This is a genomic window from Pseudomonas pudica (assembly GCF_015680405.1).
In the GTDB taxonomy this organism is placed as follows: domain Bacteria; phylum Pseudomonadota; class Gammaproteobacteria; order Pseudomonadales; family Pseudomonadaceae; genus Aquipseudomonas; species Aquipseudomonas pudica.
The window spans coordinates 16,720-41,767 of the sequence record NZ_JADLJS010000021.1; the positions used below are offsets into that span (position 1 = coordinate 16,720).

Annotated in this window: 21 protein-coding genes; 15 read left to right on the forward strand and 6 right to left on the reverse strand. The window is 63.0% G+C overall.

Going from position 1 to position 25,048, the window contains the following annotated elements; genetic code table 11:
• Position 1: 1 nt before the first annotated feature.
• Positions 2–1,642 carry a fatty acid--CoA ligase gene (locus IRZ77_RS15915; protein ID WP_085598850.1) on the forward strand — a complete coding sequence of 547 codons (1,641 nt, stop codon included), beginning with the start codon at positions 2–4 and terminating at the stop codon, positions 1,640–1,642.
• A gap of 139 nt (positions 1,643–1,781) precedes the next feature.
• On the opposite strand, the gene galE is transcribed toward IRZ77_RS15915, so the two are convergent.
• The 3 genes from galE to IRZ77_RS15930 all read right to left on the reverse strand — a co-directional run bounded on the left by galE (position 1,782) and on the right by IRZ77_RS15930 (position 6,983).
• Positions 1,782–2,756, reverse strand: a complete 975-nt coding sequence (gene galE, locus IRZ77_RS15920) for a UDP-glucose 4-epimerase GalE (RefSeq protein WP_196173913.1) — start codon at positions 2,754–2,756, stop codon at positions 1,782–1,784.
• 79 nt (positions 2,757–2,835) lie between these two features.
• Positions 2,836–5,451, reverse strand: a complete 2,616-nt coding sequence (locus tag IRZ77_RS15925) for a cellulase family glycosylhydrolase (RefSeq protein ID WP_196173914.1) — start codon at positions 5,449–5,451, stop codon at positions 2,836–2,838.
• Positions 5,452–5,456: 5 nt separating this feature from the next.
• Positions 5,457–6,983 carry an O-antigen ligase family protein gene (locus IRZ77_RS15930; RefSeq protein WP_196173915.1) on the reverse strand — a complete coding sequence of 509 codons (1,527 nt, stop codon included), beginning with the start codon at positions 6,981–6,983 and terminating at the stop codon, positions 5,457–5,459.
• A 96-nt stretch (positions 6,984–7,079) separates the two neighbouring features.
• Between IRZ77_RS15930 and IRZ77_RS15935 the strand changes: the two genes are divergently transcribed.
• The 11 genes from IRZ77_RS15935 (at position 7,080) to IRZ77_RS15985 (ending at position 19,274) form a co-directional block, all read left to right on the forward strand.
• Positions 7,080–8,456: an oligosaccharide flippase family protein gene (locus tag IRZ77_RS15935; protein WP_196173916.1), complete on the forward strand. Its 1,377-nt coding sequence runs from the start codon at positions 7,080–7,082 to the stop codon at positions 8,454–8,456.
• A gap of 233 nt (positions 8,457–8,689) precedes the next feature.
• Positions 8,690–10,156, forward strand: a complete 1,467-nt coding sequence (locus IRZ77_RS15940; protein WP_196173918.1) for an FAD-dependent oxidoreductase — start codon at positions 8,690–8,692, stop codon at positions 10,154–10,156.
• A 105-nt stretch (positions 10,157–10,261) separates the two neighbouring features.
• Positions 10,262–10,879 (forward strand): acyltransferase, encoded by a 618-nt coding sequence (locus tag IRZ77_RS15945; RefSeq protein WP_196173919.1) that lies wholly within the window; start codon positions 10,262–10,264, stop codon positions 10,877–10,879.
• A complete protein-coding gene (locus IRZ77_RS15950) occupies positions 10,872–11,828 on the forward strand; it encodes a glycosyltransferase family 2 protein (protein ID WP_046614241.1) in 957 nt (318 codons plus the stop codon). The genes IRZ77_RS15945 and IRZ77_RS15950 overlap by 8 nt, the downstream gene beginning before the upstream one ends.
• Before the next feature lie 8 nt (positions 11,829–11,836).
• Positions 11,837–12,361 carry a serine O-acetyltransferase gene (locus IRZ77_RS15955; protein WP_046614240.1) on the forward strand — a complete coding sequence of 175 codons (525 nt, stop codon included), beginning with the start codon at positions 11,837–11,839 and terminating at the stop codon, positions 12,359–12,361.
• 5 nt (positions 12,362–12,366) lie between these two features.
• A complete protein-coding gene (locus IRZ77_RS15960; protein ID WP_046614239.1) occupies positions 12,367–13,344 on the forward strand; it encodes a glycosyltransferase family 2 protein in 978 nt (325 codons plus the stop codon).
• A gap of 147 nt (positions 13,345–13,491) precedes the next feature.
• Entirely contained in the window at positions 13,492–14,496 is a 1,005-nt protein-coding gene (locus tag IRZ77_RS15965; RefSeq protein ID WP_046614238.1) for a VirK/YbjX family protein, read from the forward strand.
• 60 nt (positions 14,497–14,556) lie between these two features.
• Positions 14,557–15,759: a glycosyltransferase gene (locus tag IRZ77_RS15970; protein WP_046614237.1), complete on the forward strand. Its 1,203-nt coding sequence runs from the start codon at positions 14,557–14,559 to the stop codon at positions 15,757–15,759.
• On the forward strand, positions 15,756–16,943 hold the full coding sequence (locus IRZ77_RS15975) for a glycosyltransferase family 2 protein (RefSeq protein WP_046614236.1): 1,188 nt from the start codon (positions 15,756–15,758) through the stop codon (positions 16,941–16,943). Before IRZ77_RS15970 ends, IRZ77_RS15975 begins: the two co-directional genes overlap by 4 nt.
• Positions 16,943–17,695 (forward strand): WecB/TagA/CpsF family glycosyltransferase, encoded by a 753-nt coding sequence (locus IRZ77_RS15980; RefSeq protein ID WP_046614235.1) that lies wholly within the window; start codon positions 16,943–16,945, stop codon positions 17,693–17,695. The genes IRZ77_RS15975 and IRZ77_RS15980 overlap by 1 nt, the downstream gene beginning before the upstream one ends.
• Before the next feature lie 157 nt (positions 17,696–17,852).
• Complete coding sequence (locus IRZ77_RS15985) at positions 17,853–19,274, forward strand: undecaprenyl-phosphate glucose phosphotransferase (protein ID WP_046614234.1); 1,422 nt, start codon at positions 17,853–17,855, stop codon at positions 19,272–19,274.
• Between the two features lie 199 nt (positions 19,275–19,473).
• Here the strand turns inward: IRZ77_RS15985 and IRZ77_RS15990 are convergent, their stop codons facing one another.
• Entirely contained in the window at positions 19,474–20,415 is a 942-nt protein-coding gene (locus IRZ77_RS15990) for a LysR substrate-binding domain-containing protein (RefSeq protein ID WP_046614233.1), read from the reverse strand.
• Positions 20,416–20,561: 146 nt separating this feature from the next.
• Here IRZ77_RS15990 and IRZ77_RS15995 point away from each other — a divergent pair, with 146 nt between their 5' ends.
• On the forward strand, positions 20,562–21,938 hold the full coding sequence (locus IRZ77_RS15995; RefSeq protein WP_196173920.1) for an L-serine ammonia-lyase: 1,377 nt from the start codon (positions 20,562–20,564) through the stop codon (positions 21,936–21,938).
• A gap of 140 nt (positions 21,939–22,078) precedes the next feature.
• Here the strand turns inward: IRZ77_RS15995 and IRZ77_RS16000 are convergent, their stop codons facing one another.
• Entirely contained in the window at positions 22,079–22,756 is a 678-nt protein-coding gene (locus tag IRZ77_RS16000) for a DUF3313 domain-containing protein (RefSeq protein WP_135001945.1), read from the reverse strand.
• 211 nt (positions 22,757–22,967) lie between these two features.
• Between IRZ77_RS16000 and IRZ77_RS16005 the strand changes: the two genes are divergently transcribed.
• Together IRZ77_RS16005 and IRZ77_RS16010 are read left to right on the forward strand one after the other, a co-directional pair.
• Positions 22,968–23,351, forward strand: coding sequence for a type II toxin-antitoxin system RelE/ParE family toxin (locus IRZ77_RS16005; RefSeq protein WP_046614230.1), 384 nt, complete (start codon positions 22,968–22,970; stop codon positions 23,349–23,351).
• On the forward strand, positions 23,332–23,637 hold the full coding sequence (locus IRZ77_RS16010) for a helix-turn-helix domain-containing protein (RefSeq protein ID WP_003260255.1): 306 nt from the start codon (positions 23,332–23,334) through the stop codon (positions 23,635–23,637). Before IRZ77_RS16005 ends, IRZ77_RS16010 begins: the two co-directional genes overlap by 20 nt.
• Positions 23,638–23,739: 102 nt before the next feature.
• On the opposite strand, the gene IRZ77_RS16015 is transcribed toward IRZ77_RS16010, so the two are convergent.
• Complete coding sequence (locus IRZ77_RS16015) at positions 23,740–25,035, reverse strand: NAD(P)/FAD-dependent oxidoreductase (RefSeq protein WP_196173921.1); 1,296 nt, start codon at positions 25,033–25,035, stop codon at positions 23,740–23,742.
• Between the last annotated feature and the right edge of the window lie 13 nt (positions 25,036–25,048).

A 25,048-nucleotide genomic window follows, 5' to 3' on the forward strand; every position in this document is an offset into this window, starting at 1 on the left:
CATGATCACCACTCGCATCATGCCCGCGGCCGAGCAGGCCTACGCCTATCCGCTGCTGATCAAGCGCCTGCTGCTGTCGGGCGTGCGCTACCAGCCGAACCAGGAAATCGTCTACGCCGACAAGCTGCGCTACACCTACACCACGCTGCTCGAACGCATTCAGCGCCTGGCCAATGTGCTGACCGCCGCCGGGGTCAAGCCTGGCGACACCGTTGCCTTGCTCGACTGGGACAGCCACCGGGCGCTGGAGTGCTTCTTTGCCGTGCCGATGCTGGGTGCGGTGCTGCACACGGTGAACATCCGCCTTTCCACCGAGCAGGTGCGCTACACCATGAAGCATGCCGATGACCGGCTGGTACTGGTGCATGACGACTTCCTGCCATTGATGGCGCAATTGCGCGATGATTTGCCGACGGTCGAGGGTTTCATCCGCCTCGGCGAAGGCGACCCCACAGCGCAAGATGTGCCGTTGCTGGGTGAGTACGAAGCGCTGCTGTCGGCTGCCGAGCCGCAGTTCGACTTCGCGGATTTCGACGAGCACTCGCTGGCCACGCTGTTCTACACCAGCGGAACCACCGGCAACCCCAAGGGCGTGTACTTCAGCCACCGGCAATTGGTGCTGCATACCCTGGTCGAGCAGGGCACCCTGGCTGCGTGCGGCGAGGTGCCGCTGCTGCGCAGCGGCGACGTGTACATGCCCATCACGCCGATGTTCCACGTGCATGCCTGGGGCGTGCCCTATGTGGCTACGGCGCTGGGCATCAAGCAGGTCTACCCCGGGCGCTACGAGCCCAACCGCCTGGTGCGCCTGTACCGCGACGAAGGCGTGACGTTCTCCCATTGCGTGCCCACGGTGCTGCAGATGATGCTCGACAGCGAGGAAGGACGCCGCGCCGACCTGAGCGGCTGGAAGATGCTGCTGGGCGGCAGCGCCCTGACCCTGGGCCTTGCGCAGCGTGCCAGCGAGCGCGGTATCAGCGTGCATTGTGGCTACGGCATGTCGGAAAGCTGCCCGTTGCTCAGCATCACCCACCTGAGCGCCGACCTGCTGGCACTGCCCATGGCGCAACAACTGCCGCTGCGTATCGATGCTGGCGTGCCGATTGCTTTAGTGGACCTGCGCATCGTCGATGTTGAAGGCAATGATGTGCCCCGCGATGGCGAAAGCCTGGGTGAAATCGTGGTGCGTGCACCGTGGTTGACCCAGGGCTACCTGCATGAGCCGGAGCAGGGTGCCGCGTTGTGGCTGGGGGGCTGGATGCATACCGGCGACCTGGCCTGCATCGACCCGGCGGGTGTGGTGCGTATTCGTGACCGGATCAAGGACGTGATCAAGACCGGAGGCGAGTGGGTCAGTTCGGTGGCGCTGGAAAACCTGATCAGCCAGCATCCGGCTGTCGCATCGGTGGCGGTGATCGGTATTCCGGACCCGCAGTGGGGTGAGCAACCGTTGGCCTTGGTAGTTTGTTGCGACGGCATGCAGTTCGACCAGGCGGGATTGGCCGGCCACCTGCAGCCGTTTGTCGACAGCGGGCAGCTGAACAAATGGGCGATACCGCGGCAGCTGCGTTGCGTGGAGGAGATCCCCAAGACCAGCGTTGGCAAGATCGACAAGAAGCGGATCCGGCAGGTATTTCTCTGAATGCTGGAAGGGCCGGCTGATTGGCACCTGTAAGAGCAGGCGACGCGGTGGATGGCACCGGCTGCGCCGGTGTTCACGGGCGCGCCCGCTCCCACAGGGTATGGCGCATTCCTTCAGCTGGGTAGCGAGCCCCATGATCTCAGCTTTGGCGATGAGCCCAGGGGTACTGCAACTCCCACTGCCATGCGTGCCGCACAATCGATTCCAGCGTGGCAAACTCCGGCCGCCAGCCCAGCATGCGCATGGCCTTGCCAGCATCCGCCACCAACCGGGGCGGGTCGCCGGGGCGGCGGGCGGCATCGAGGGTGCGGATCTGCCGGCCGGTCACCGCCCGCGCCGTATCGATCACCTGCTGCACCGAAAAACCTAGCCCATTGCCCAGGTTGAACGCGGTTCGCTCGCCACCCGACAGCAGGTAATCCACCGCCAGCGCATGAGCCGCCGCCAGGTCGGCCACATGCACATAGTCGCGTATGCAGGTACCATCCGGCGTGTCGTAGTCGCGGCCAAATACCGTTACCGCATCACGACGGCCCGAAGCGGCCTGCAGGATCAACGGGATCAGGTGGGTTTCCGGGTCATGGCGCTCTCCCAGCTGGCCTTCCGGGTCTGCTCCCGCTGCGTTGAAGTAACGCAGGCATACCGACTTCAAGCCGTAGGCCCGGTCGAAGTCCTCGAGAATCTGCTCGACCATCCATTTGCTCAGCCCGTACGGGTTGATCGGCCCCTTGGCATGCGCTTCGTCGATCGGTACGTACTGCGGGTTGCCGTAAACGGCCGCGCTGGAAGAAAACACCAGGTGCCTGATACCGGCATTCACCATGGCCTGCAGGAGGGAAAGGGTGGCCGAGACATTGTTCTGGTAATACTTGCCGGGCACGCTGACCGACTCGCCCACCTGGATGAACGAGGCAAAGTGGAACACGGCATCGAAACGGCAAACCCCGAACAGCACATCCAGGGCGGGTTCGTCGGCGATATCCAGTTTTGCCCACTGGATGCCGGGGCCGGGCGAGACCAGGTCCGCCACCACCACCTCATGGCCCGCAACGAGCAAGTGCTTGACCATGTGCGAGCCAATGTAGCCTGCGCCACCGACAACCAGAAACTTCATCCATGCCTCCCGGACTCTGCTGTTGTACAGCCGCGCTTTTCAGCTACAGGTCTGTGGTGAGGGTAGATGGCCATATGCCCTATTTCAAGAACAGCCAGTTGGACATGTACTTGCCGTCGAACGTGATGCTGTAGTGCCCATCCTGGTAAGCCATCGGCAACGGTTTCAACTGTGCCTGCGCATCCCGTGCGAACAGCTTCAGGCCAGCAGGTGCCTTGATGCGCAAGGTGCCGGTAAACGGCTCGACGTTGAACGGTGTCTTGTAATCGCCCTTGGGCACGGCACGGGTACCCAGCGACAGCAGCAGTTCGTGCGACTGGTCCAGGGGGTTGCCGTCCAGGCTTTGCACCACGACGCTGGCGTACGGCGTTCGTGCTTGCACCTGAATGGCGCCCAGGCTGATCGAACGACCTCCCAGCCACCCGGTGGCGGCCTGGGTCAGCGGTGTGTCGATGGTATAGATGCCCTGTTGCCAGTTGCGCTTGAGCTCGCCCGTGTCGCTCAGCGCTTCTGTGGCGTCGGCTGGCAGCAGGGACTGCCCGGGGTCGTGCAGTACCTGCGCACCGGCAGGGATGGCGGCGGGTTTCAGCCAGGGCAACTCCGGCGTCTGTGGCAGGGCGATCTGCAGTTGGCCCTTTTCCATGGCCGTGCGCAGCAGCGGTGAATTGCGCGGGGTGATCTCCTGGTTGTACAGGGTGGCGGGCGTCGGCGCGAACACATAGCGGGTAGTGGCCGGCTTCACGTCCGCACGGCGATAGAGCAGGGCGGCAGCGGGCAGGGTGGCGATCATCGCCGGGTCGTTGTAGGCGTGCCAGTTGTCCGCCGTGCGCCAGCCAGGGTTGAAAGCCTGCTGGCTGTAGGCGTATTGCAGCATGGCATCCCAGCCCTGGTGGGCAGCGTTACCGGCCACGTAAAGCGGCAGCGAGTGGCGGTCGGGCAGCGGGAAGGGTTCGGCGTTCCACTCAGTGACGGTCAGTGGTTTGCCGACTACCTGCGCGGCGGCGAGCCAGTCGATCATGCCGTCGCTGGTCAACGGGTTCTTCTCCAGCTGCCCGTTGGCACCGTAGGCATGGGCATCGATGACATCGCCAGCAGTCAGTGCCGGCAGTGCGCTCAGGCCATTGCCGCCCCAGGTGCTGGTGGTGGCGATCGGCACTTTCACGCCGAGGCCGCGCAGGTGGGCGATCATGTCGGCGTTGAAGCGCTGTTCCAGGTCGTTGAGAAACAGCTTCGAAGGGCCATGCTCCCAGGCGCGCCAGGTGAGGTCGGTGGGCAGGTCGTACTGTTTGGCGAAAGCTTTGGCCGCTGCCATGTAGCGGTCGCTGTGGTGCGGTACGTCCTTGTTCGGCATCAGGGCATTACCATAGTGCTGGGTGAGGTCGTTCTCATTGGTGAGCAGTATGGCGGCGATGGCCGGGTCGTCCTTGTAGGCCACGCCGGTGTATTCGTTCACATGGGTCAGGTACTGTTCGGCAAAGCGCTTCATCGCCTGTTGGATACTGCGGTTCACATAGGCGTAACCTTTCAGGTCGATGTGGTCTTCGCCCTTGGCCAGTTCCTTGAAGTCATCGATGTTGTCATTGGCCGTGAGTGCTCGCTGCACGTGCAGGTCCAGCCAGATATAGATACCCTCGTCCTTGAGCGCCTTGATCCACAGGTCGAGCTTGCGCAGCGATTCGGCACTGAGCTGCTGGGTATCGCGCACCAACGTGCCGTCACCAAACACGTTCGGGCTGACCCAGGGCGAATCGTGGTGATGCAGGCGCACCAGGTTGAAACCCAGTGCCGACAGGCGCTTGGCCTGTTGGCGGATTTCTTCGTCGGGGCTCTTGAACAGCGAATAGGCGGACAGGTTGGTGCCCCAGAAGCGCACCGGGGTGTGGTTTTCGAACATCAGCTGCTCGCCGACAGCCTTGACGAAGCCGTGCTTGCCGGCAGGCTTTTCCGTGGCATTGAGGAATGACAGGTCTACTGGCGAGGTGCGCCAGTCCAGTTGGTCGTCGGGCCAAGCGGTTGGGTCGGCCAGGCCGAAGCGTTCGCTGGGCGTGGGCCCCAGCTCGATGTCGCCGGTAATGTTCAACATCGCCTTGATCTGCTGCCGACCGGCGTTGATCGGGTCGCTGTAGATGAACGCACGCAGTTCGGACGGGTTGCCGCGCTCGAAATACACCTTGGCCAGTGGTGGGTCGAAGCGCATTTCGATGCGCCGCCCCTGGTCAGCCTTACCCCATGACCAGCCACGGTTGCCGGGAAGCAGCTGCGGGGTGCCCATCTCTCCGGCTATTTGCGCTGGGTCGAACTGGAACACCATGCCGCCGCCCATTACTCCGGCCTGGCGGCTATGGGCGTCGAGGTCGAAGGCCCAGCTCAAGGTTTGCGCCTGCTCCTTGCGGATATCCGCCGCAAGGTCGAAGTCCAGTTCCTTGTTCTTGCCCTGCAGCACGTAGTGGTAGGGGCCAACTACCTTGAACGTCGTGGCAAAACCGGTCCAGCTCCAGTTGGCCGCCCAGAAGTCGAACTTGGCTTTCATCACCGGCCCACCGCCGCGGGTCACCGTGGGCAGGCCGTTCTGTTCATCGACACTGGCTTGCCACGCTGATGCCCAGCCGGTGAGCGGTAGCAAGGCCAGGCCGGCAATGGCCGAAACCCGCAGCAGGGTTTGAAAACCCCGGTTGCGCAGGGGGAGCAGGCTCATGAGCGTCACCTTGGTAGAAGGCCGGGGTCGGCCAGCGCGATGGCCTGGCTGTTGTGCAGCCTGCGGACCATCTGGATGTAGGCCACGCCCAGCCCGGCGACAGTCCAGTACACCACCGGGATGAAGGTGATGCTGCTGACGGTGAAGATGATCACCAGGATGCCGATCAGTGTCGCCAGCAATGTCCGGCCGAGCTGGCGTTGTTCGTCGTCCTTGTCGGGGAAACTGCGCATGGCCTTGCGGATACCGTGTAGTACGGTGGCGAAGAACGCCACGAACAGGCCAAGCCCGACCAGCCCGACCCGCAGCGCCAGGTTGATGTAGGTGTTGACGATGTCGATGATGCCTTCACCCTGGATCATCGATTGCATTTCCGGGGTGTTGCGGAAGTCGAACGAGCCGAACAGCGGGTTGCGCTGGATGACGATCCACGAGTTGTCCATCAGCCGTTCGCGGTAGGTGATGTTCTCTTTCTCGAGGCTGCCAATGAACGGCAGCATGTCCAGTACCTTGTCGCCACCGGGCACGATGGTCAGCAAGGGCAGGGCCAGCATGCCGGCCGCAGCGAGCAGCGCCAGGCGCCTGACCGCACCTTTGCCCAGGGCGATGAACACCACCACGATGACCACGGCGCCGATCCACGGGCCACGGGACAGTGGTGCGAACAGCCCGGCGGCCAGCAGCAGCGCGCCCAGCGCACGCTGCAGGGGACGGCGCACGTAACCTTGAACGAACAGGAACAGGCCTATGGCCACGCTCATCACATAGCCCAGGGCGATCGCCTGCCCGGTGGTGACGCTGGCGCGCAGCGATCCGCCACGGCTCAGGTAGCCGGACATGCTCCATGGCACGCCCATGGCGTCGACCAGAGCGCTGTACAGCAGCCAGTGGCGCACGTACTCGGCCACACCGATCAGGGCCAGGACGAAGGAGGCAAGCACGAAGGCCAGCAGGGTGTCCTTGAAGTCGCTGATCTGGCGCAGGCCACGGCTGGCCACGTAATACGGCAGGAACACGTCGACATACAGATACAGCGTCTGGCGCAGGGTGTCGGTCAGGGTGGTTTCGCGCAGGTACAGCACACTCATCAGCAGCAGGCCGGCCGCCAACAACCTGTCGGGCCAGGTGCGGCCGAAGCGCAGGTTGTCGCCTTGTCGGCGCAGAGCCAGTGCCGCCGGCAGCAGCACGCACAGGGTCAGCAGGCGGATATGGTTGAGATCGACCAGGTAATTGACCACGCCAAACCCGGGCACCTGCACCGAAGCCGGCGGGACCAGGAACAGCAGCATGTAGAACAGCGCCATGGGGTTATGTTCGCGGCGCCCGGCGATGTACAGGATGACGGCGCCAGCACCCAGGTAAAGCCAGAAGCTGTGCGAGAAGAAGGCCAGCAGGGTAAGCAGGAACCACAGGTTGCGCCGGCGCTTGAAGTCGCTCAGCGGGACCAGGTCGGTGGCAGGCCGCCGCGCCAGCAGGAAGACCACGCTCGCCAGAAACAGGATGACGATCAACGCACGAAAATGTTCAGGCATTGGCTATGTGCACCTTTGCGTCGGTGGGCAACGGCTAGCATCGTGGCTGATTGAAACTATAGTGACCTTTTAGCCAATCAGTCAGAGATTGACGTCATGCCGTCGATTGATGTGTCTGCCACCGCGAGCCTGCGCAAGCGGGCCCTGAGGGCTGGGTCGTGGAACCTGGTTTCGCAAGTGGCGTCACAGGTGATGCGCCTTGGCGGCAACCTGATCATGGCCCGTTTGCTGCTGCCGGAAATGTTCGGGGTGATGGTCATCGCCACCACCGTTTCGGTACTTCTGCATCTACTGTCCGATGTCGGTCTGCGCCAGAACATCATCCAAAGCCATCGCGGTGACGACCCGCATTTTCTCAATACCGCATGGACCGTGCAGATCATCCGTGGCTTCGTGCTGTTTGCCCTGACGTTGCTGCTGACCCTGGGCGCCTGGATTGCCCAGCTGGCCGAGCTGTGGCCGGCGGGCTCCACCTATGCCGCACCGGTGTTGCCGTTGGTGCTGGCGGCGACCGGACTGTCGGCGGTGATCTGGGGGTTCCAGTCCACCAAGATAGATGTGGCAGTACGCACTTTCCAGCAGAAGCGCGTGGTGCTGGTCGACCTGGCCTCGCAGGTGGTCGGCCTGGTGGTGATGCTGGTGTTGGGCTACCTGACGCATTCGGTCTGGGCGCTGGTGATTGCCGGCCTGGTGTCGGCCCTGGCCTGGACCCTGCTGGGCCATACCGCCCTGGAGGGGCAAGGCAACCGTCTGCAGTGGGACCGCAGCGCGCTGACCGAACTGATCGTGTTCGGCCGCTGGATCCTGCTGTCGTCGATGGTCGGTGTGCTGGCCATGTACGGCGACCGCTTGTGGTTTGGCGCCAGCATGACGGCGGCCCAACTGGGGGTGTATTCGATCGCCGTGCTGATCCTCGGCGCCGTGCAGACCGCACTGATGAAAATTTTCGGGGCCGTGGCGCTGCCCGCCTTCAGCGAAGCGGCCCGGGCCGACGACAAGGAGCGCCTGAAGGCCCTGTATCACCGCTTCCGTCTGCTGGTCGACCTGCTGGTGCTGTTCATTTGTGGCGGTTTCCTGACCGCCAGCCCGCTGCTGATCGGCTGGATGTACGACGACCGTTACCGTGAAGCCGGCCCGATGCTGGCGATTCTTTCGCTGTCGTTCTTCATGTTGCGCTATACCTTGGCTCATCAGGTATGGATTGCCCTGGGCCTGACCAAGTACCAGGCCATGGACAACATCATTCGCCTGGTTTCGTTGTGGGGGCTGCTGCCGCTGTTGCTGGCGATCGGCGGGGTGGAGTGGGCGATCTGGGGGGTTGCCTTGCATACCATGCCAACTCTGGTGCTGATCGTGTACGTGAATTGCAAGCTGGATATCTTCAGCCTCAACCGTGAGCTGGTGGTGCTGCCGATGCTCGCGGTCGGGGCGCTTTGCGGGGCGCTGCTGACAGCCTTTTTCAACTGGCTGTAACGCGGCTTGCCGGGTGAAAACTAAGATACAGGTCACGGGATCATGGGGAAGCTTACTTTCTGTACTGAGCAAGTGGGTCGTAGAGGCTTTCTCCAGAGTTGTGTCTTGCTGGGCGTTGGTGGTGCGCTGTTCGGAGCAACGGCTACCGTTGCCAGCCAACCCGCTGACAAAGCCGGATTCGTGGTAATCAACGGCTGGGTATTGCCGTCCCGTTACTTCCGGAACGACCACGCATGATCAAGGACTATCAGCAGCAGAAGGCGCTGCGCGACAGCTATGATGTCTGCATCATCGGCGCCGGCCCGGCAGGCATCACCCTGGGCTTGCGCCTGGCCGCCGCCGGCTGGAGCGTACTGCTTGCCGAAGGCGGCGGGCGTGAGTTCTCGACGAACTCGCAAGCCTTGTACGCCTGTGCATCCACCGGCCTGGAGCTGTATGCCAAGGAAGCGCGCTTGCGTTACCTGGGCGGGACCTCCAACCATTGGGCAGGCCGTTGCCGGCCGTTCAGCCCCTCGGACTTCTCCATTCCCCCCCCTGGTGATTTGCCTGGCTGGCCCATTCCCTATTCGGAAATTGCAGGCTACCTGCCAGCTGCGATGGACATCGTCGACCTGCCGCCCGGGTCGGATTTTCACGCGTTGAACAGTGGCCTGGATGGGGGGGACTTCGAGCCGGACCGCTTTCTGCTCAGTCCGCCAACCCGTTTTGCGCAGAAATACGCTACGGCCCTCGAGCAGACCGAAGGCCTGGATGTCTTCATCAACTGCAATTGCGTGAACCTGGAATTTGACCAGGCTTCCGGCCACCTGGCCGCAGTCGTCCTGTCCGATTACGCATGCAATCGCCAGCGCCTGGTGGCGAGCAACTTCATACTGGCCACTGGCGCCATCGAGAATGCCCGGCAACTGCTCAACAGTGAGTCCTTGGTGGCAGCCGGGGTCGTGAGCAAGGACGGGCTGGTCGGCGGGTGCTTCATGGAGCACCTGAACATTGACCTTGGCAACTTCATCCTCAAGTCGGGGCTGGCCGCTGAGCCGCGCGAGTACTACACCACCGATGCCTTCGTTGAAGAATACAAGGCAGGTAAAGGCAATGTCCGGGCCGCCTTGCTGGCCGATGTACAAACCTATGGTCGTACTGCCGAGGTCAAGCATTTTCTGGAGAACCTGGCCTGTGACATGGGCGTTGCCAGCAAGATCGCCTTCGTGGCCAGCTTCAGTTGCCCAGGTGACGGCGTGATCAGCACCATGATCGAGCAGTTCCCCAACCTGCACAGCCGCATTTCGCTGCTGGATGAGAAGGACGCACTGGGCGTGGCCAAGGTCAATGTCAATTGGGCACTGACCGCAGATGACCGCCACACCATCAAGTGCATTGGTAGCGAATTGGCCAAGCAGTGGGCTGACATGAACCTGGGCTTCGTCAAGCTCAACGATTTCGTTCATGACACTTCGATACCGCTGAAGTTGTCGCCGCATGCCCACCACATGGGGACCACGCGCATGGCATCGTCGGCGCAATTCGGTGTTGTCGACAGCAACTGCAAGGTGTTCGGCACCGAGAACCTTTACGTCGCCGGCAGCAGCATCTTTGCCACGGGTGGCGCTTCCAACCCGACCATGCCGCTGCTGCAGTTTGCGTTACGCCTGGCCGACCACCTCGATACCAGGATGAGTTCGGCCAGGCACGCCGTGGCGTGATGCAGGTTGTACATGGGTTGAGTGCGCTGCGGTCAGCACCCACAAGAACGAGACCGGATGCGCCTCAGGAACAGTCCAGATTGCTTTGATTGCGAGGCGGGCAGCATGAAAGGATGGATACGCAAGGCAGTGATGCACTATGTCCACGCAACGGGGCGAGGAAGTGCGTTTTACCGGAAGTTTTGCAAACCTTCCGGGCTTGAGTGGGGGGCCTACCTGACGCGCTGGGGCAACTTTCACTCGGTAGGCAGCAACTTCTATGTCAATACAGGCTGCAGGTTCCTGGACCCCTCGCTGGTTCGCATCGGCAACAGTGTGGGCCTGTCCGACTGCACGCTGATCGGTCATGACGGGGTGGTACTGCTGATCGAACATCGCTTCGGCAAGCACCTGGATTCGGTCGGTTTCATCGACATAAAGGACAATTGCTTCATCGGCCATGGTGCGATCGTCATGCCGCGCGTGACCATCGGCCCTGAGTCCATCGTGGCCGCCGGTGCCGTAGTCACCAAGGACGTGCCGCCGGGCACGGTGTTTGGTGGCAACCCCGCAGAGTTCATCTGCACCACCGAGGCGTTGATAAAACGGGTCGAGGCACGTTGCGAAGCCTACCCGTGGATCGAACTGATCAAGCAGCGCAATGGCGCCTATGACCCGCTGCTGGAGCCGCTGCTGATGGCGCAAAGGCGCCAGTATTTCTTCGGGGATGGCAACCATGGCTAGCAAACCTGTGGACGTCATGGTGGTCAACTTCAACACGGCCGGGCTGCTGCAGCCGATGTTCGACGCGCTGCGCCGGGCCGACAGCGAACGGCTGGCCAGTTACCTGGTGGTGGACAACGCCTCGGTCGATGACTCGCTGCAGCGCATGGCCGAGGTGTGCCCGCAGGCGCTGCTGCTGAGCAACAAGCAGAACGTGGGGTTTGGCCGGGCCAACAACCAGCTGCTGGCGCACCTGAAGGGCAAGTACGCCTTGCTGCTGAACACCGACGCTTTCGTCGCCGCCGATTCCCTGCAGAAAACCCTCGACTACATGGAAACCCACCCGGAGTGCGGAGTGCTGGGGGTGCGCCTGGAGGGTCGCGACGGTGACCTGCAGCCCAGTTGCCGCTACTTCCCCACACCGCTCAACGTGTTCGTCGGGCGTACCGGGCTGGGGCGCTTGTTCCCCGGCTTGAAGATGGTCGACGAAATGAACTGGGACCACGCTTCGGTACGCGAGTGCGACTGGCTGCCTGGCTGCTTCTACCTGGTGCGCCGCGAAGTGCTCGACCAGGTAGGCCTGTTCGACCCGCGTTACTTTCTTTATTACGAGGAGGTCGACCACTGCAAGCGGGTGAAGGCGGCAGGCTGGAAGGTGGTGTTCTACCCGCATACCACGGTGGTGCACATCGGGGGAGAAAGCTCCCGATCGGTGGCCGAACTGGAGGCAGCCAGCCGGCAGATTTCGTCATACCAGATCGAAAGCGAGCTGCTTTACTTTCGCAAGCATCACGGGCTGGCAGGGCTTGCCCTGCACATGCTGCTGGTCACCGTGGGCGACCTGGTGCTGGCTCTGAAGGCGCTGTTGAAACGACGCGGCCGGGGCGCGATACAGGCCTGCTGGCGTCACTGCCGGGCGACCTGGTCTCTGCTGTTCAAGACCCGTTACGCCAGCCAACCGACAAGGTAGGTGTAGCCATGTTCGAGAATGTACGTGCCGACCTGCGTGCCCATGGCGGTGACTGGGGCGCCCAGGGCTTCTGGGTACTGCTGGTGTACCGCTTCGGCCGCTGGCGCTACGGGGTGCGCCCGGCATTGCTGCGCAAGCTGTTTTCGCTCATCTACAAGGTCCTGTTCAAGTTCGTGCAGATCATCACGGGTGTGGAGCTGCCGTGCGAAGTGGTGATCGGCCGCAACTTCGTCATCGACCATTTTGGCGGCATCGTCATCAGCGGCTATGCCCGCTTTGGCGATGACTGCCGTATTCGCAATGGGGTGGTGGTGGGCCTGAAGAACGTCAGCGAGCCGATAGCACCGGTGTTCGGCAACAACGTCGATATCGGTACCGGGGCCAAGGTGCTGGGTAGCATCCGTATCGGCAACGACGTGATCATCGGGGCCAATGCCGTTGTACTGGTGGATGTGCCGGACAATTCGCTGGCGGTGGGGGTGCCGGCCATCATCAAGGCCAGGCAGCCGGCCGCCAAGGCGCCTGTCGAGTGAGGCCCATGGCGAGCGGGGTCGGTGTGGTGGTGATTGGCCGCAACGAAGGCCAGCGCCTGCAGCGTTGCCTGCTTTCGCTGCAGCAGGGGGCGGACAAGGTCATGTACGTCGACTCGGGCTCCACCGATGGCTCACCGCACTTGGCCCGCAGCCTGGGGGTAGAGGTACTGGCGCTGGACATGGGCACCCCGTTCACTGCCGCACGCGCCCGCAACGAAGGCTTTTTTGCCTTGCAGCGGCGGCTGCCGTCCATGCAGCTGGTGCAGTTCGTCGATGGCGACTGCGAGGTGGATGGCGGCTGGCTGGCCGCGGCGCAAGCGTTTCTCGACGACCATCCCGACGTTGCAGTGGTGTGTGGCCGCCGACGCGAGCGCTTCCCCCAGCGGTCGGTGTACAACCTGTTGTGCGACCTGGAGTGGGACACCCCCATCGGCGAAGCCAAGGCGTGTGGTGGCGATGCTCTGATGCGGGTCGATGCCTTTGCCGCCGTCGGCGGCTTTCGCCCCGAGCTGATCGCTGGAGAAGAGCCCGAACTGTGCGTGCGCCTGCGGGCAAAGGGTTGGAAAGTCTGGCGCCTGGACGCCGAGATGACCCTGCACGACGCCGCCATGACCCGTTTCAGCCAATGGTGGCGGCGTAGCCTGCGCGCTGGCCACGCCTATGCCGAAGGGGCTTACCTGCATGGTCAGCCGCCCGAGCGGCACTGGCTGCGCGAATCGCGCCGGGCCTGGCTGTGGGGGCTGGTCATCCCCATGGGGATCGTGCTGGCCTGGCTGTTGCTGGGGGGCTGGAGCCTGCTGCTGCTGTTAGTCTACCCACTGCAGGCCGTACGCCTGGCCCGCCGTGGTGGCAAGTCGGTGCGGGAGAACTGGCTACAGGCGGTGTTCCTGGTATTGGGCAAGTTTCCGGAAATGCTCGGGCAACTGAAATTCTTGCGCCACCGCATCGCGGCCGGCAAATCGACGTTGATCGAGTACAAGTGAAAGATCACCCAGCCCTTTGCGGCGTGCTGTCGCGCAGAGAACTGAGTTGGCAAGCAGTCCGCGCACCCTGTGGGAGCGGCTTCAGCCTGTCCCACAGGACCCATGCTAATTCAATGAGTTATGTGCAGTTCCATGAGAAAGAGGCCCATGATGCTCGGCATGATCGTGAAAAGCGTGTTTACCTTGCAACCGGGCTACTCGTTGCGGGCGCTGAACAACAAGCGCAAGTTGACGCTGCAGATTGCCAGGCAATGGCCCGAGCTGAATGCGTTCCTGCATCGCATGAAGGCGACGCTGGGCGCGCAAGGTTTGCAGCGGCTGGGGGTGGATTGCATCGGTGTGGTGCAGTGGCCTTACCTCAGCAAATGCTGGGAAGCCCCGCAACGCCTCGAGGTGCTGGCTTCGCACTTCGAAGTGCTGGCCGGGCAGTTTCCGGCGCTGTTGCTGCTGGGGCGGGATGAAAGCCTGACGCTGTGCGAGCTGTCCAGCCATTCGCCGGGCTGCCGCCTGGTACTGGACCGGCCGATCTGGTTCAAGCGCGAAGGCGAGTTGGTATTGAACCTGTTCCAGGGCGACCTGCGCGTGGCATCCCTGGCGTTCAGCCTGTGCCGCAGCCAGGGCGAACTGTGCCTGTTCATCGGTGCCGTGCAGGGCATCCACAAGGGTATCGACAGCGAAACCTCACTGGCCATCTACCGCGACCTGACCAAGGATTTCGAAGGGCTGCGCCCACGCAGCCTGCTGATCGAGGCCTTGAAGTGCCTGGCCAGGACCCTGGGCGTGACACACCTGTATGCCGTCAGTGATGCCTGCCGCCATCATCGGCACGCGTATTTTGGCAATGACAAAGGCCAGGACCTGGCGGCCAACTATGACGCGATCTGGCTGGAACACGGTGCTACCGCATCGAACCATGCCGACTTCTTCGCCCTTTCGCTGGCTGCGGCACGGCGGGCGGAACAGGACATCCCGGCAAAAAAGCGGGCAATGTACCGCCGCCGCCAGGCATTGCTCGACGACGTTTTCGCGCGCTTGCAAGCCATGTTGCCAGGCAGCGGCCACAACCTTGGGCTACAAGGTGAACAGGGGGATGCATCTGACGAGGTGGCATCGGCGGGTCGCCGGCCGCCGATAGTCGACAGCCTGAAGTAACGGCCGGCCCTGCCGCGGCAGGCATGAAGGTTCACTACGCGGGTCTTGATCTGGATTCCTATGCGCATTGCCTACTTCATAAACCAGTACCCGAAGGTAAGCCACAGTTTCATCCGCCGCGAGATCCTGGCGCTGGAGCGCCAGGGGGTAGAGGTGCAGCGTATTGCCCTGCGCGGGTGGGACGCCGAGCTGCAGGACGCCGAGGATGCGAGCGAACGGACCAGGACCCGCTATGTGCTGCAGCGTGGCGTCAAGGGTTTGCTGGCGCCGGCCTGGCAAGTGTTGCGCGCACAGCCGCGCCGGTTCTTCCGGGCGCTGTGGCTGGCCATGCGCCTTGGTCTGCGGGCCGACCGCGCCTGGCCCTACCATCTGGTCTACCTGGCCGAGGCCTGCCAGGTACTGCAGTGGTTGCAGGCAGGCCAGGCAAACCATGTGCACGCACATTTCGGTACCAACTCCACAGAGGTGGTGATGCTGGCCAACGTGCTGGGCGGGCCAGCCTACAGCTTTACCGTGCACGGGCCGGAAGAGTTCGACAAGCCGCAGTTCCTGCACATGGGCGAGAAGGTGCGGCGTGCCGCATTTGTTGCGGCGGTCAGCTCGTACGGGCGCAGCCAGTTGTTTCGCTGGGTCGCACACGACCACTGGGCCAAGGTGAAGGTGGTGCATTGCGGCCTCGAGCGCAGTTTCCATGAGGTGGCGCCGGTCAGCGTGCCCACGGCACCACGCCTGGTGTGCGTCGGCCGCCTGTGCGAGCAGAAAGGCCAGTTGCTGTTGCTCGAAGCCGCCCGGCTACTGGCTGCGCGGTCGATCACCTTCGAGCTGGTGCTGGCCGGCGACGGCGAGATGCGTGGGCAGATCGAGGCGTTGATTGCACGGCATGGCTTGCAGCAGCAGGTGCGCATCACCGGCTGGATCAGCAGCGCACAGGTGCGCGAGGAAATCCTTGCGGCGCGTGCGCTGGTGCTGCCCAGCTTTGCCGAAGGTTTGCCAGTAGTCATCATGGAGGCCATGGCCTTGCGCCGGCCAGTGCTGACCACCTATGTGGCAGGCATTCCAGAGCTGGTGCGGCCGGCCGAGAACGGCTGGTTGTTCCCTGCCGGCGCCGTGGACGAACTGGCGGCGGCCATGGCCGACTGCCTGGCGCAACCTGCCGAAACGCTGCAGCGCATGGGCGAGGCGGCACGCCAGCGTGTACTGCAACGGCACGACATCGATACCGAAGCGGCCAGGCTGGCCAGCTATTTCAAGGCATCCGCATGATGAGTGTATTGGCTTGGACGTTGGGCATGCTGGCGGCCATCGCCCTGTTGCCGGTGCTGCTGCTGTTGGTGCAGGTGCTGATGGCCTGCCTGCCTGCGCGCGCGCAGCCGTTGGGCAACAACGCTCGTCCGCAGGTGGCAGTGCTGGTGCCAGCCCATGACGAGGCTTCGACGATTGCTGCCGCGCTGGCGAGCATTGCCCCGCAGTTGCGCCCTGGCGACCGCTTGCTGGTGGTGGCGGACAACTGCACGGACGACACCGCGCAACTGGCGCGCGAGGCGGGTGCCGAAGTGGTGGAGCGCCGCGATGCGCGGTTGCGCGGCAAGGGCTACGCACTGGACTTTGGCGTGCGCCACCTGGCCAGCCAGCCGCCCGAAGTGGTGATCGTGGTGGATGCCGACTGCCAGGTGGGCGAGGGGGCAATCGAGCGCCTGGCGCGGCGCTGCCACGAGGTCGCGCGCCCGGTGCAGGCGCTGTACCTGATGCACGCACCGGCAGGGGCCGGGCTGACAGTGCAGGTTGCCGAGTTCGCCTGGCGGGTCAAGAACCTGGTGCGCCCGCGTGGTTGGGCACGCCTGGGCCTGCCTTGCCAGTTGATGGGCGCCGGCATGGCGTTCGGCTGGCGTGACCTGGCCTTGATCGACCTGGCCAACGGGCACCTGGTGGAGGACGTGAAGCTGGGCCTGGACCTTTGCCAGCAGGGCAAGCCTCCAGTGTTCTGCCCCGAGGCCGTGGTAAGCAGCCGGTTCCCTGCCAGTCGGCAAGGCCTGGGTAGCCAGCGCACCCGCTGGGAGCATGGGCACCTGAGCCTGATGCTGGCCGATGCGCCCAGGCGTGCGCTGGCCGCAGTCAACCAGCGTAACGGCAGCTTGCTGGCCATGACCCTGGACCTGCTGGTGCCGCCCCTGGCGTTGCTGGTACTGAGCCTGCTCGGGCTCAACCTGGTGGCCTGGCTGGCATACCTGCTGTTCGGGCTGGCGGCACCTGCCTGGATCGCTCTTTGCGCGTTGGCATTGCTCGGTCTTGCCGTTGCACTGGCCTGGGCGCGCTTCTGTCGCGAGCTGATTCCGTTTTCCGTGCTGCTGTATGCGCCGTTTTACGCCGCAAGGAAGGTCCCCTTGTATCTGGGGTTCCTGATCAAGCGCCAGGTTGAATGGGTACGTTCGAAACGGGATGAAGACTGATGGCTGAATGGCAGAAACGCTGGAACACCCTTGTCGGCAAGCTCGAGGTGGTGGCGGATGCCACTGCCGCGCAGCGCCTGCTGGACAGGCTCACCGCCCCGCAGGCTCCGACCGTGCTGGGCTTCGTCAATGCCCATGCAATGAACCTGGTGGTTCGCGATGGCGCCTGCCACCAGGCGTTGTCGGCGGCCGACGTGCTACTGCGCGACGGTTCCGGCATGGCGATTCTGTATCGCCGGTTGGGGCTTGAACCAGGCCTCAACATGAATGGCACCGACTTCATTCCTCGGCTCCTGGCCGCCTACCGTGGGCGGCGGGTCGCGTTCTGGGGCACCCGGCAACCCTACCTCGACCAGGCCGTGCAGCGCAGCGCAACCAGGTTCGGGGTGGTACCGGTGTCGGTCCACGATGGTTTTGCCAGCGTCGATACCTATCTGCAACTGGCCAGCGAGCTACAACCGGAGCTGATCGTGCTGGGCATGGGCATGCCCAGGCAGGAGGTTGTGGCGGCAAGGCTGGCGGCCACTGGCGCGCCTTGCCTGATCGTGTGCGGTGGCGCGATCCTGGACTTCCTCGGTGGCAAGGTCAGCCGGGCGCCCGTGTGGTTGCGGCGGTTGGGCGGGGAATGGCTATATCGGCTGTTGCGCGAGCCAAAGCGTTTGTTCATGCGCTATGTGGTGGGTAACCCGTTGTTCCTGCTGCGTACCTTGCTGTACCGCCGTGACGGCGGGGCGGCCAGGCACCCCGTTTGAGCGGCAGAATCCGCGCACACTGATGGCGTGTGGCTGCTACAGTGAGATCAAAGGGGCGGGGCTGCAGGATTTCGCTTCACGGGCTTTGCATGAGCCGTTGTCAAGTCTTGCTGGTTTGTGGAAGGCGCTTGCTGCACGCAAATTGATGAGGTCTGAAATGGTTCTAGAGCCAAGAAGCAGTCGTTCCTTGTTGCAGAGAAGAAGCAGCGTAAGTAACGCCATTCAGGCCGGCCTAGATGGGATTGCAGTCACCGGTATCGCCTGGTACCTGATCTACGACAAGTTTGGCTACATCACCTCTGATTACGTGATCATGCTGCTGTTGCTGGTGGGCGCCCTGGCAGTCATCTACGACCACTATGCGATCTACCGTACCAATGTCGGCCTTTCCATCAAGGCTTTCCGGCTGTTCAAGGCCTGGTCGGTAACCTTTTGCTTCCTGGTGGTCATGGCCTTCCTGGCCAAACAGAGTGAAACCTATTCGCGGCTGCTGGTCGTGCAGTTGTTCATCATTGGCTACATCGCCCAGTTGTTCCTGCACTTTGCCGTGCGTGAATTGCAAAAGCGCTTCACCGCCCATGCGCGCCTGGACAACGCCCTGATCATCGGCGCCGGCGACCTGGCCAACTTCCTGTACCAGAAAATCAGCAACAACCCTTGGTTCGGCGAGCGTGTGCTGGGGTGCGTGCTGATCGACAGCGCCGATGAGCCAGGGCGCGAAAGCACCGAAGGCAAGCAGCGCATGCCGGTGCTCGGGCATGTTGCCGAACTCGACGATATCGTGGCTCGCCACGGCATCCGCACGGTGTATCTGGTAACCCCGCTGGGCGGTTCCGAGGTCATCAACGATGTGTATCTCAAGTTGCTCGACAAGTGCATTGCGGTGAACTGGGTGCCGGATATTTTCTCGTTGCGCCTGATCAACCACAGCGTACGGGAAATTGCCGGCATTCCCGTACTGACCCTGTCGGAAACGCCGCTGACGGGCATGAGCCTGTTCCTCAAGAACCTCGAGGACAGGGTATTGGCGGCGCTGATCCTGTTGCTTGCATCGCCGGTGTTGCTGGCCATTGCGCTGGCCATCAAGCTCGATAGCCGCGGCCCGGTGTTCTTCCGCCAGGAACGCACCGGCTGGACTGGCGAAGCATTTCGCATCTGGAAGTTCAGGAGCATGCATGTCCATCAGCCGGAAGAGGGCGTGGTGAGGCAGGCGCAGAGAAATGACCCGCGGCTGACCCGGGTCGGCGCCTTCATTCGCCGCACCAGCCTGGATGAACTGCCGCAGTTGTTCAATGTGCTGACCGGGGAGATGTCGCTGGTCGGGCCGCGGCCGCATGCGTTGCAACATGACACGTTGTATTCGCAGGACATCGTCGATTACTTTGCCCGCCACAATATCAAGCCTGGCATGACCGGCCTGGCGCAGGTGCGCGGTTTCAGGGGCGAGACCAGGGATATCGAGCAGATGATCCAGCGGGTGGACTCGGACATCGAGTACATCAACAACTGGTCGTTGTGGCTGGATTTCGTGATTCTGGTGCGCACACTCAGCGCCTTTACCGGCAAGCAGGCCTACTGACACAGCACTGTCGGTAAAGGAGCAAATTTCGTATGCACCCTGCGCACCCTGTGGGAGCGGGTTTACCCGCGAAGAATCCAACACGGTGCATGGCACCGGCTGTGCCGGTGTTCGCGGCTAAGGCCGCTCCCACAGGGTCCCTGCCAATTCAATGAGTCACTCGTAATTCCATGAAAGTGTGCAAGCGCTCTTGGCTGGCCTAGTCCTTGTTCAGCGGGTGCAGCTCCCTGAACCCCCGCGCTTCCTCCACCAGCCAGTCATGCACCGCCCGCGCCCCCGGCTGGTTCAGCCCACCCGGCGGGTAATGCACCACATAGCGCTTGTGATTGGCGATCGGCACCCCGAACGGCACGATCAGCGCCCCGCGCTCCAGTTCGTCGTTGAGCAGCGTGCGCCGGGCAATCGCCACGCCAATGCCGGCAATGGCCGCCTCGATGGTGAGGTGGTTGCGATTGAAGGTGTGCCCGCGCCGTACATCCAGGCCGGCGGCGCCTATGCCCTCCAGGTAGAACTCCCATTCGGCATATTCCGAACTGCCGCGCCAGGCCGTGATGTCGTGCAGCAGCGGGTAGTGGGCAAGGTCTGCCGGCCCGTGCAGTGGTGGGCGCCCACGCAGCAAGGTGGGGGAGCACACGGGGAAGATCTGCTCGTCCAGCAGCGGCGTCGAGAGCATGCCGGGGTAGCTGCCATCGTTCAGGTCGATGGCCAGGTCGAAATCGCCCGGGGTCAACGCTTGTGCACTGTCTTCGGCCACCAGGCGCAGTTCGATGTCCGGGTAGCGTTGTTGAAAGCGCGGCAGGCGAGGCGTGAGCCATTTGGCCAGGAACGACGGGATCGAGCGCAGGCGCAAGGTGCCGCGGATTTCCCCTGCGTCCAGGCGCACCAGTTCGGCTTCGATGCTGCCGTAGGCTTCGGTCACTGTCTGCGCCAGGCGTTGCCCTTCGGCGCTCAGTTCCACGCCGCGCGCCCGGCGCAGGAACAGCCGATAGCCCAGGCGCTCCTCCAGCTGGCGCATCTGTTGGCTGACGGCGCCCGGAGTGATGTGCAGCTCTTCGGCACAGCGGGTGAAAGACAAGTGCCGGGCCGCACAGGCGAACACGTGTAGCCAGACGAAGGTCTGGCCATTGAGTTGACGTCGCATCGTTTAGTACCACTAAAGCCTTGCTTAGGAAGTTTCGTTGGTCATCCATGAGCCAGCGCGGCAGTATCGCGCAAAATCGCAATACCGCTCAATTTTTCCAGATAACCGTGCCGCGGCTTCATACTCGGGTACGGTCAGGCATTAGCATGGCTATCAGTGTTTTCGACCTTTTCAAAATCGGCATCGGGCCGTCCAGTTCCCACACCGTCGGCCCGATGCGGGCGGCGGCTACCTTTGCCCAGGCCCTGCGCGAACAGGGGCTGCTGGCCCGGGCAAGCCGTGTCGAGGTGCGGTTGTACGGCTCGCTGTCGGCCACCGGGGTTGGTCACGCCACCGATCGCGCCTGCCTGCTTGGCCTCATGGGGCAATGGCCCGACCGTATCGACCCGACCACCATCGAGTCGCGCATTGGCCAGGTGATGCAGGAGCACTGCCTGATGCTCGATGGCAGCCACCCGCTGGCGTTCGAGTACAGCCGCGACATGCTGCTGCTCGACGAGAACTTGCCGTACCACCCCAATGCCATGAGCCTGGAAGCCATGGACGGGCAGGGCAGCCTGTTGCGCCAGACCTACTATTCGGTGGGCGGTGGCTTTATCGTCGAGCAAGCCGAGATCGATGCGCCAGCAGTCGAAGCGAATGCTGTGGCGCTGCCGTACGAGTTCGACAGTGCTGCGCAGTTGCTGGCCTTGTGCAAGACCCATGGCTTGAGCGTGGCGCAGCTGATGATGGCCAACGAATGTGCATGGCGCCCGGAGGCCGAGGTGCGCGAGGGCCTGCTGCGAATCTGGGGCGCCATGCGTGAGTGCGTCGACAATGGCCTGCGCAACGAAGGCATCCTGCCGGGCGGGTTGCACGTCAAACGCCGCGCCGCGCGGCTGCATCGCAGCCTGCAGGAGCTGGGCAAGCCCAACGTGATCGGTTCCACCCTCAGCGCCATGGAATGGGTCAACCTGTTCGCCCTGGCGGTGAATGAAGAGAACGCCGCCGGCGGGCGCATGGTCACAGCGCCTACCAACGGTGCGGCAGGCATCATCCCGGCGGTGCTGCACTACTACATGAAGTTCAACCCGAGCGCGTGCGACGCAGACGTGGTGGACTTCCTGCTGGCGGCAGCGGCGGTCGGCATCCTGTGCAAGAAGAACGCGTCGATTTCCGGGGCCGAGGTTGGTTGCCAGGGCGAGGTGGGCTCGGCCTGTTCGATGGCCGCTGCCGGCCTGGCCCAGGTGCTGGGCGCTACGCCGCCGCAATTGGAAAATGCCGCCGAGATTGCCCTGGAACACAACCTTGGGCTGACCTGCGACCCGGTGGGTGGCCTGGTGCAGGTGCCGTGCATCGAGCGCAACGCGATTGCTGCGGTGAAAGCGATCAACGCGGTGCAGATGGCGTTGCGGGGGGATGGCGAGCACTTCATCTCGCTCGACCGGGTGATCCGCACCATGCGTGATACCGGGGCGGACATGCATGCCAACTACAAGGAGACTTCGCGCGGTGGCCTGGCCGTTGCCTTCGTCGAATGCTGACGCGGTCAATTGTAGGAGCGGCCTTGTGTCGCGAAAGGGCTGCGAAGCAGCCCCAGCGATTTCAGCTTGAATACCTGCATCTGGGGCCGCTCCGCGCCCCATCGCGACACAAGGCCGCGCCTACATGTGCCAGTGAGGCTTTAGCGGGCTTTCTGCTTCGCTTCCAGGAAGCTCGCGCGCATGTCCTTGGCCCAGCCATCCAGCACCGGCTTGACGTCGTTCAGGGTCAGTTGCGTGGTCTTGTTCTCCAGTTCCTGCCCCGTACCCTTGCGCACGACCTGGGCCAGCACTTTCTGGCTGGCACCATCGAGAAACGCAGCTTCAACACCGACATCCACCTCCTGGTCACGGCCGCCCATGGCGGTGTTCACTCCGGCTGAAATCAGCGCGATGGGGATGACCTCATAGGGCTTGAGGCCCTCGTTGCTGGTGGACACTGCAGTAATGGCCGGGCGCACCACGATCACGCCCGGGCCGGGGCCCTTGGCCAGCGGTACCACGCTGCCCATTTCACGGCGCAGCGCTTCGTTGAAGTAGCGGGTGATTTCCTGCAGCGTCTGCGCCGAGATGACCGCCGTCGGCTGCGGCCTGGGGTAGAACTGGCTGGGCTCGATGAACACCTGGCTGTACTGGTTGACGTTGACCTTGGGGTCGATCCAGCGCATCACCGGGTCGCCCGACGGGCTCTTGGTTTCCTGCAGCCGGCTGTAATCCTTGAGGAAGCCGGAGTAGTCCTTTGGGTCCACGCGATTGCTGGAGCAGGCGGCAATGGTAAGCAGTGCGGCGCACAACAGGGTAATGCGGGGCAATGATTTCATGATGAAAAGGCATCCATGATAGGTCGGCCAGAACAACGCTAGCAGGTGCGCGACAGTTGGCCAGTGGGCTGGTTCAATCTGTAATGGGAATTGGCTGCGGTAATGTTCCCAGACGCGCAAATTCCTACAGTGTCTTGGGACCTCGCTGGCTTTTCAGTTTCTGCCACCCTTGGAAAACTATGCCCGTAAAGGGTATGGTTGGGGGCCGGTGATGGAAATTTTCAAGCGCAAGGATTTCGCGCGTTGGCAAGCCGCTCACAGGCTCAGCGATGAAGTGCTGTGTAAAGCAGTGGACGAGATGTGCAGGGGCCTGGTCGATGCGAGCCTGGGTGGTGAGTTGTTCAAAAAACGCGTGGCAGCGCATGGTGCGGGAAAGCGCGGCGGTTATCGAACCCTTCTTTCCGCCCGCATTGGCAATCGATGTGTTTTCCTGCATGGCTTTGCCAAAAGTGACAAGGCAAATATCACCTTGGAGGAACAGAAAGCGCTGCGATTCGCTGGCAAAGTCTTTCTGGATTTATCACCGCTAGCGCTCTGCCGGGCGTCGCAGGCGGGTGTGCTGATGGAGGTATGTTGTGAGCAGCAAACTGATTGAATCGTTACGCGAGGACCTTGTCGCTCTGCACGAGGCCGGAGCGATCGGCAAGGTCACGCTTCGGGATTACGAAGCGCTATGCCCTGCACCAGTGCGAGATTTCAGCGCACTGGACATACGCCGTTTGCGCGAGGCACTCAACTTCAGCCAGCCGGTCTTTGCGATGCATTTGCACACGAGCGCATCGACAGTGCGCAAATGGGAGCAGGGCGAGACACGCCCATCGGGACCGGCTTTGAAGCTGCTGAATATCATTAAAAACAAAGGGTTACAGGTTCTTCTTTGAGTCCTTTGTCTGATTTTTGAAAGTCCTTTAAAAACAGTGAATTACGGAATTTTTTGAAAATTTTCCTTTAACTTCCGATTCGCAGGCAAGCCTGCTGCCACGTCAACCCAGCACCTCCCGCAATCGATACCACAACATCCCCAGCGCCAGCAGCGGCGAGCGTAATGCCTTGCCGCCGGGGAAGGTCAGGTGTGGCACGGCGCTGAACACGTCCAGCCCCTGGCTGTGGCCGAGGGCGATGCTTTCGGCCAACAGTTTCGCCGTCCAGTGCGTCACGTTCAGCCCATGCCCGGAATAGCCCTGGGCGTAGTAAACGTTGGGGTGCTGGCTTAGGCGCCCGACCTGAGGGAAGCGGTTGGCGGTGATGCCGATCATGCCGCCCCACTGGTAGTCGATACGCACGTTGGCCAGCTGCGGGAACACCTTCAGCACCTTGGGCCGCATGTAGGCGGCGATGTCCTTGGGGTCGCGGCCGGAATAGTGGCAGGCGCCGCCGAACAGCAGGCGCCGGTCTGCCGTCAGGCGGTAGTAGTCCAGGCCGACTTTCTGGTCGCACAGCGCCATGTTCTGCGGGATCAGGCTGTTGGCCAGTGACTCGGGCAATGGCTCGGTAGCCACCACGTAGCTGCCGGCCGGCAGCACCTTGCCGCTCAGGCGTGGTTCCAGTTCATCGAGGTGGGCGTTGCAGCCCAGCACCAAGCTGCCTGCCCGCACCTTGCCACGAGCCGTGTGCAGGGTCACGCGAGGGCCATGCTCGATGCGCAACACCGGGCTCTGCTCGAAGATGCGTACGCCCAGCCCTTGGGCGGCGCGGGCTTCGCCCTGGACCAAGTCAAGCGGGTGCAGGTGGCCCGAGCCCATGTCCACCAGGCCGCCGGCGTACTGGTCGCTGGCGACGATTTCATGCAGCTGGTCGGCACTGACCAGGCGGGTTTCGGGGCGATAACCGAGTGCGGCCAGGTCGTCCTGTTCGTCCTTGAAGGCGGCGAACTGGGCAGGGGTGTTGGCCAGTTCGCAGAAGCCCCAGCGCAGGTCGCAGGCAATGCCGTACCGGGCGATGCGGCTGGCCACCAGCGTTACCGAATCGATGCCGGCCTGTTTCAGGTAGTGCACGCCGTCCTGGCCGACATGCCGGGCAAAGCCGCTGACGTCATGGCCGATGCCGCGAATCAACTGGCCGCCGTTGCGGCCGCTGGCGCCCCAGCCGATTCGCCGGCCTTCAAGCAGCACCACCGAGAGCCCGCGTTCGGCCAGTTCCAGGGCGGTATTGACCCCGGTCAGCCCGCCGCCGACCACGCACACATCGGCGCTCAGTTCGCCGTCCAGGCTGGGGTAGGGTGCCGCATCGCGTGCCGTCGCGGCATAGTACGAAGCGGTGTGTTGAGTAGTGAATGACATGGGCGCTCTCGAC

Bases quoted from the DNA above. Each gene is read 5' to 3' on its own strand.
- IRZ77_RS15980 (WP_046614235.1), top strand. From the start codon at position 16,943: ATGGCTGAATGGCAGAAACGCTGGAACACCCTTGTCGGCAAGCTCGAG.
- IRZ77_RS16005 (WP_046614230.1), top strand. From the start codon at position 22,968: ATGGAAATTTTCAAGCGCAAGGATTTCGCGCGTTGGCAAGCCGCTCAC.
- IRZ77_RS15925 (WP_196173914.1), bottom strand. From the start codon at position 5,451: ATGAGCCTGCTCCCCCTGCGCAACCGGGGTTTTCAAACCCTGCTGCGG.
- IRZ77_RS15985 (WP_046614234.1), top strand. From the start codon at position 17,853: ATGGTTCTAGAGCCAAGAAGCAGTCGTTCCTTGTTGCAGAGAAGAAGC.
- IRZ77_RS15955 (WP_046614240.1), top strand. From the start codon at position 11,837: ATGTTCGAGAATGTACGTGCCGACCTGCGTGCCCATGGCGGTGACTGG.
- IRZ77_RS15960 (WP_046614239.1), top strand. From the start codon at position 12,367: ATGGCGAGCGGGGTCGGTGTGGTGGTGATTGGCCGCAACGAAGGCCAG.
- IRZ77_RS15990 (WP_046614233.1), bottom strand. From the start codon at position 20,415: ATGCGACGTCAACTCAATGGCCAGACCTTCGTCTGGCTACACGTGTTC.
- IRZ77_RS15935 (WP_196173916.1), top strand. From the start codon at position 7,080: ATGCCGTCGATTGATGTGTCTGCCACCGCGAGCCTGCGCAAGCGGGCC.
- IRZ77_RS15965 (WP_046614238.1), top strand. From the start codon at position 13,492: ATGATGCTCGGCATGATCGTGAAAAGCGTGTTTACCTTGCAACCGGGC.
- IRZ77_RS15950 (WP_046614241.1), top strand. From the start codon at position 10,872: ATGGCTAGCAAACCTGTGGACGTCATGGTGGTCAACTTCAACACGGCC.
- IRZ77_RS15940 (WP_196173918.1), top strand. From the start codon at position 8,690: ATGATCAAGGACTATCAGCAGCAGAAGGCGCTGCGCGACAGCTATGAT.
- IRZ77_RS15930 (WP_196173915.1), bottom strand. From the start codon at position 6,983: ATGCCTGAACATTTTCGTGCGTTGATCGTCATCCTGTTTCTGGCGAGC.
- IRZ77_RS15945 (WP_196173919.1), top strand. From the start codon at position 10,262: ATGAAAGGATGGATACGCAAGGCAGTGATGCACTATGTCCACGCAACG.
- IRZ77_RS15995 (WP_196173920.1), top strand. From the start codon at position 20,562: ATGGCTATCAGTGTTTTCGACCTTTTCAAAATCGGCATCGGGCCGTCC.
- IRZ77_RS16000 (WP_135001945.1), bottom strand. From the start codon at position 22,756: ATGAAATCATTGCCCCGCATTACCCTGTTGTGCGCCGCACTGCTTACC.
- IRZ77_RS15915 (WP_085598850.1), top strand. From the start codon at position 2: ATGATCACCACTCGCATCATGCCCGCGGCCGAGCAGGCCTACGCCTAT.
- IRZ77_RS15970 (WP_046614237.1), top strand. From the start codon at position 14,557: ATGCGCATTGCCTACTTCATAAACCAGTACCCGAAGGTAAGCCACAGT.
- galE (WP_196173913.1), bottom strand. From the start codon at position 2,756: ATGAAGTTTCTGGTTGTCGGTGGCGCAGGCTACATTGGCTCGCACATG.
- IRZ77_RS15975 (WP_046614236.1), top strand. From the start codon at position 15,756: ATGATGAGTGTATTGGCTTGGACGTTGGGCATGCTGGCGGCCATCGCC.
- IRZ77_RS16015 (WP_196173921.1), bottom strand. From the start codon at position 25,035: ATGTCATTCACTACTCAACACACCGCTTCGTACTATGCCGCGACGGCA.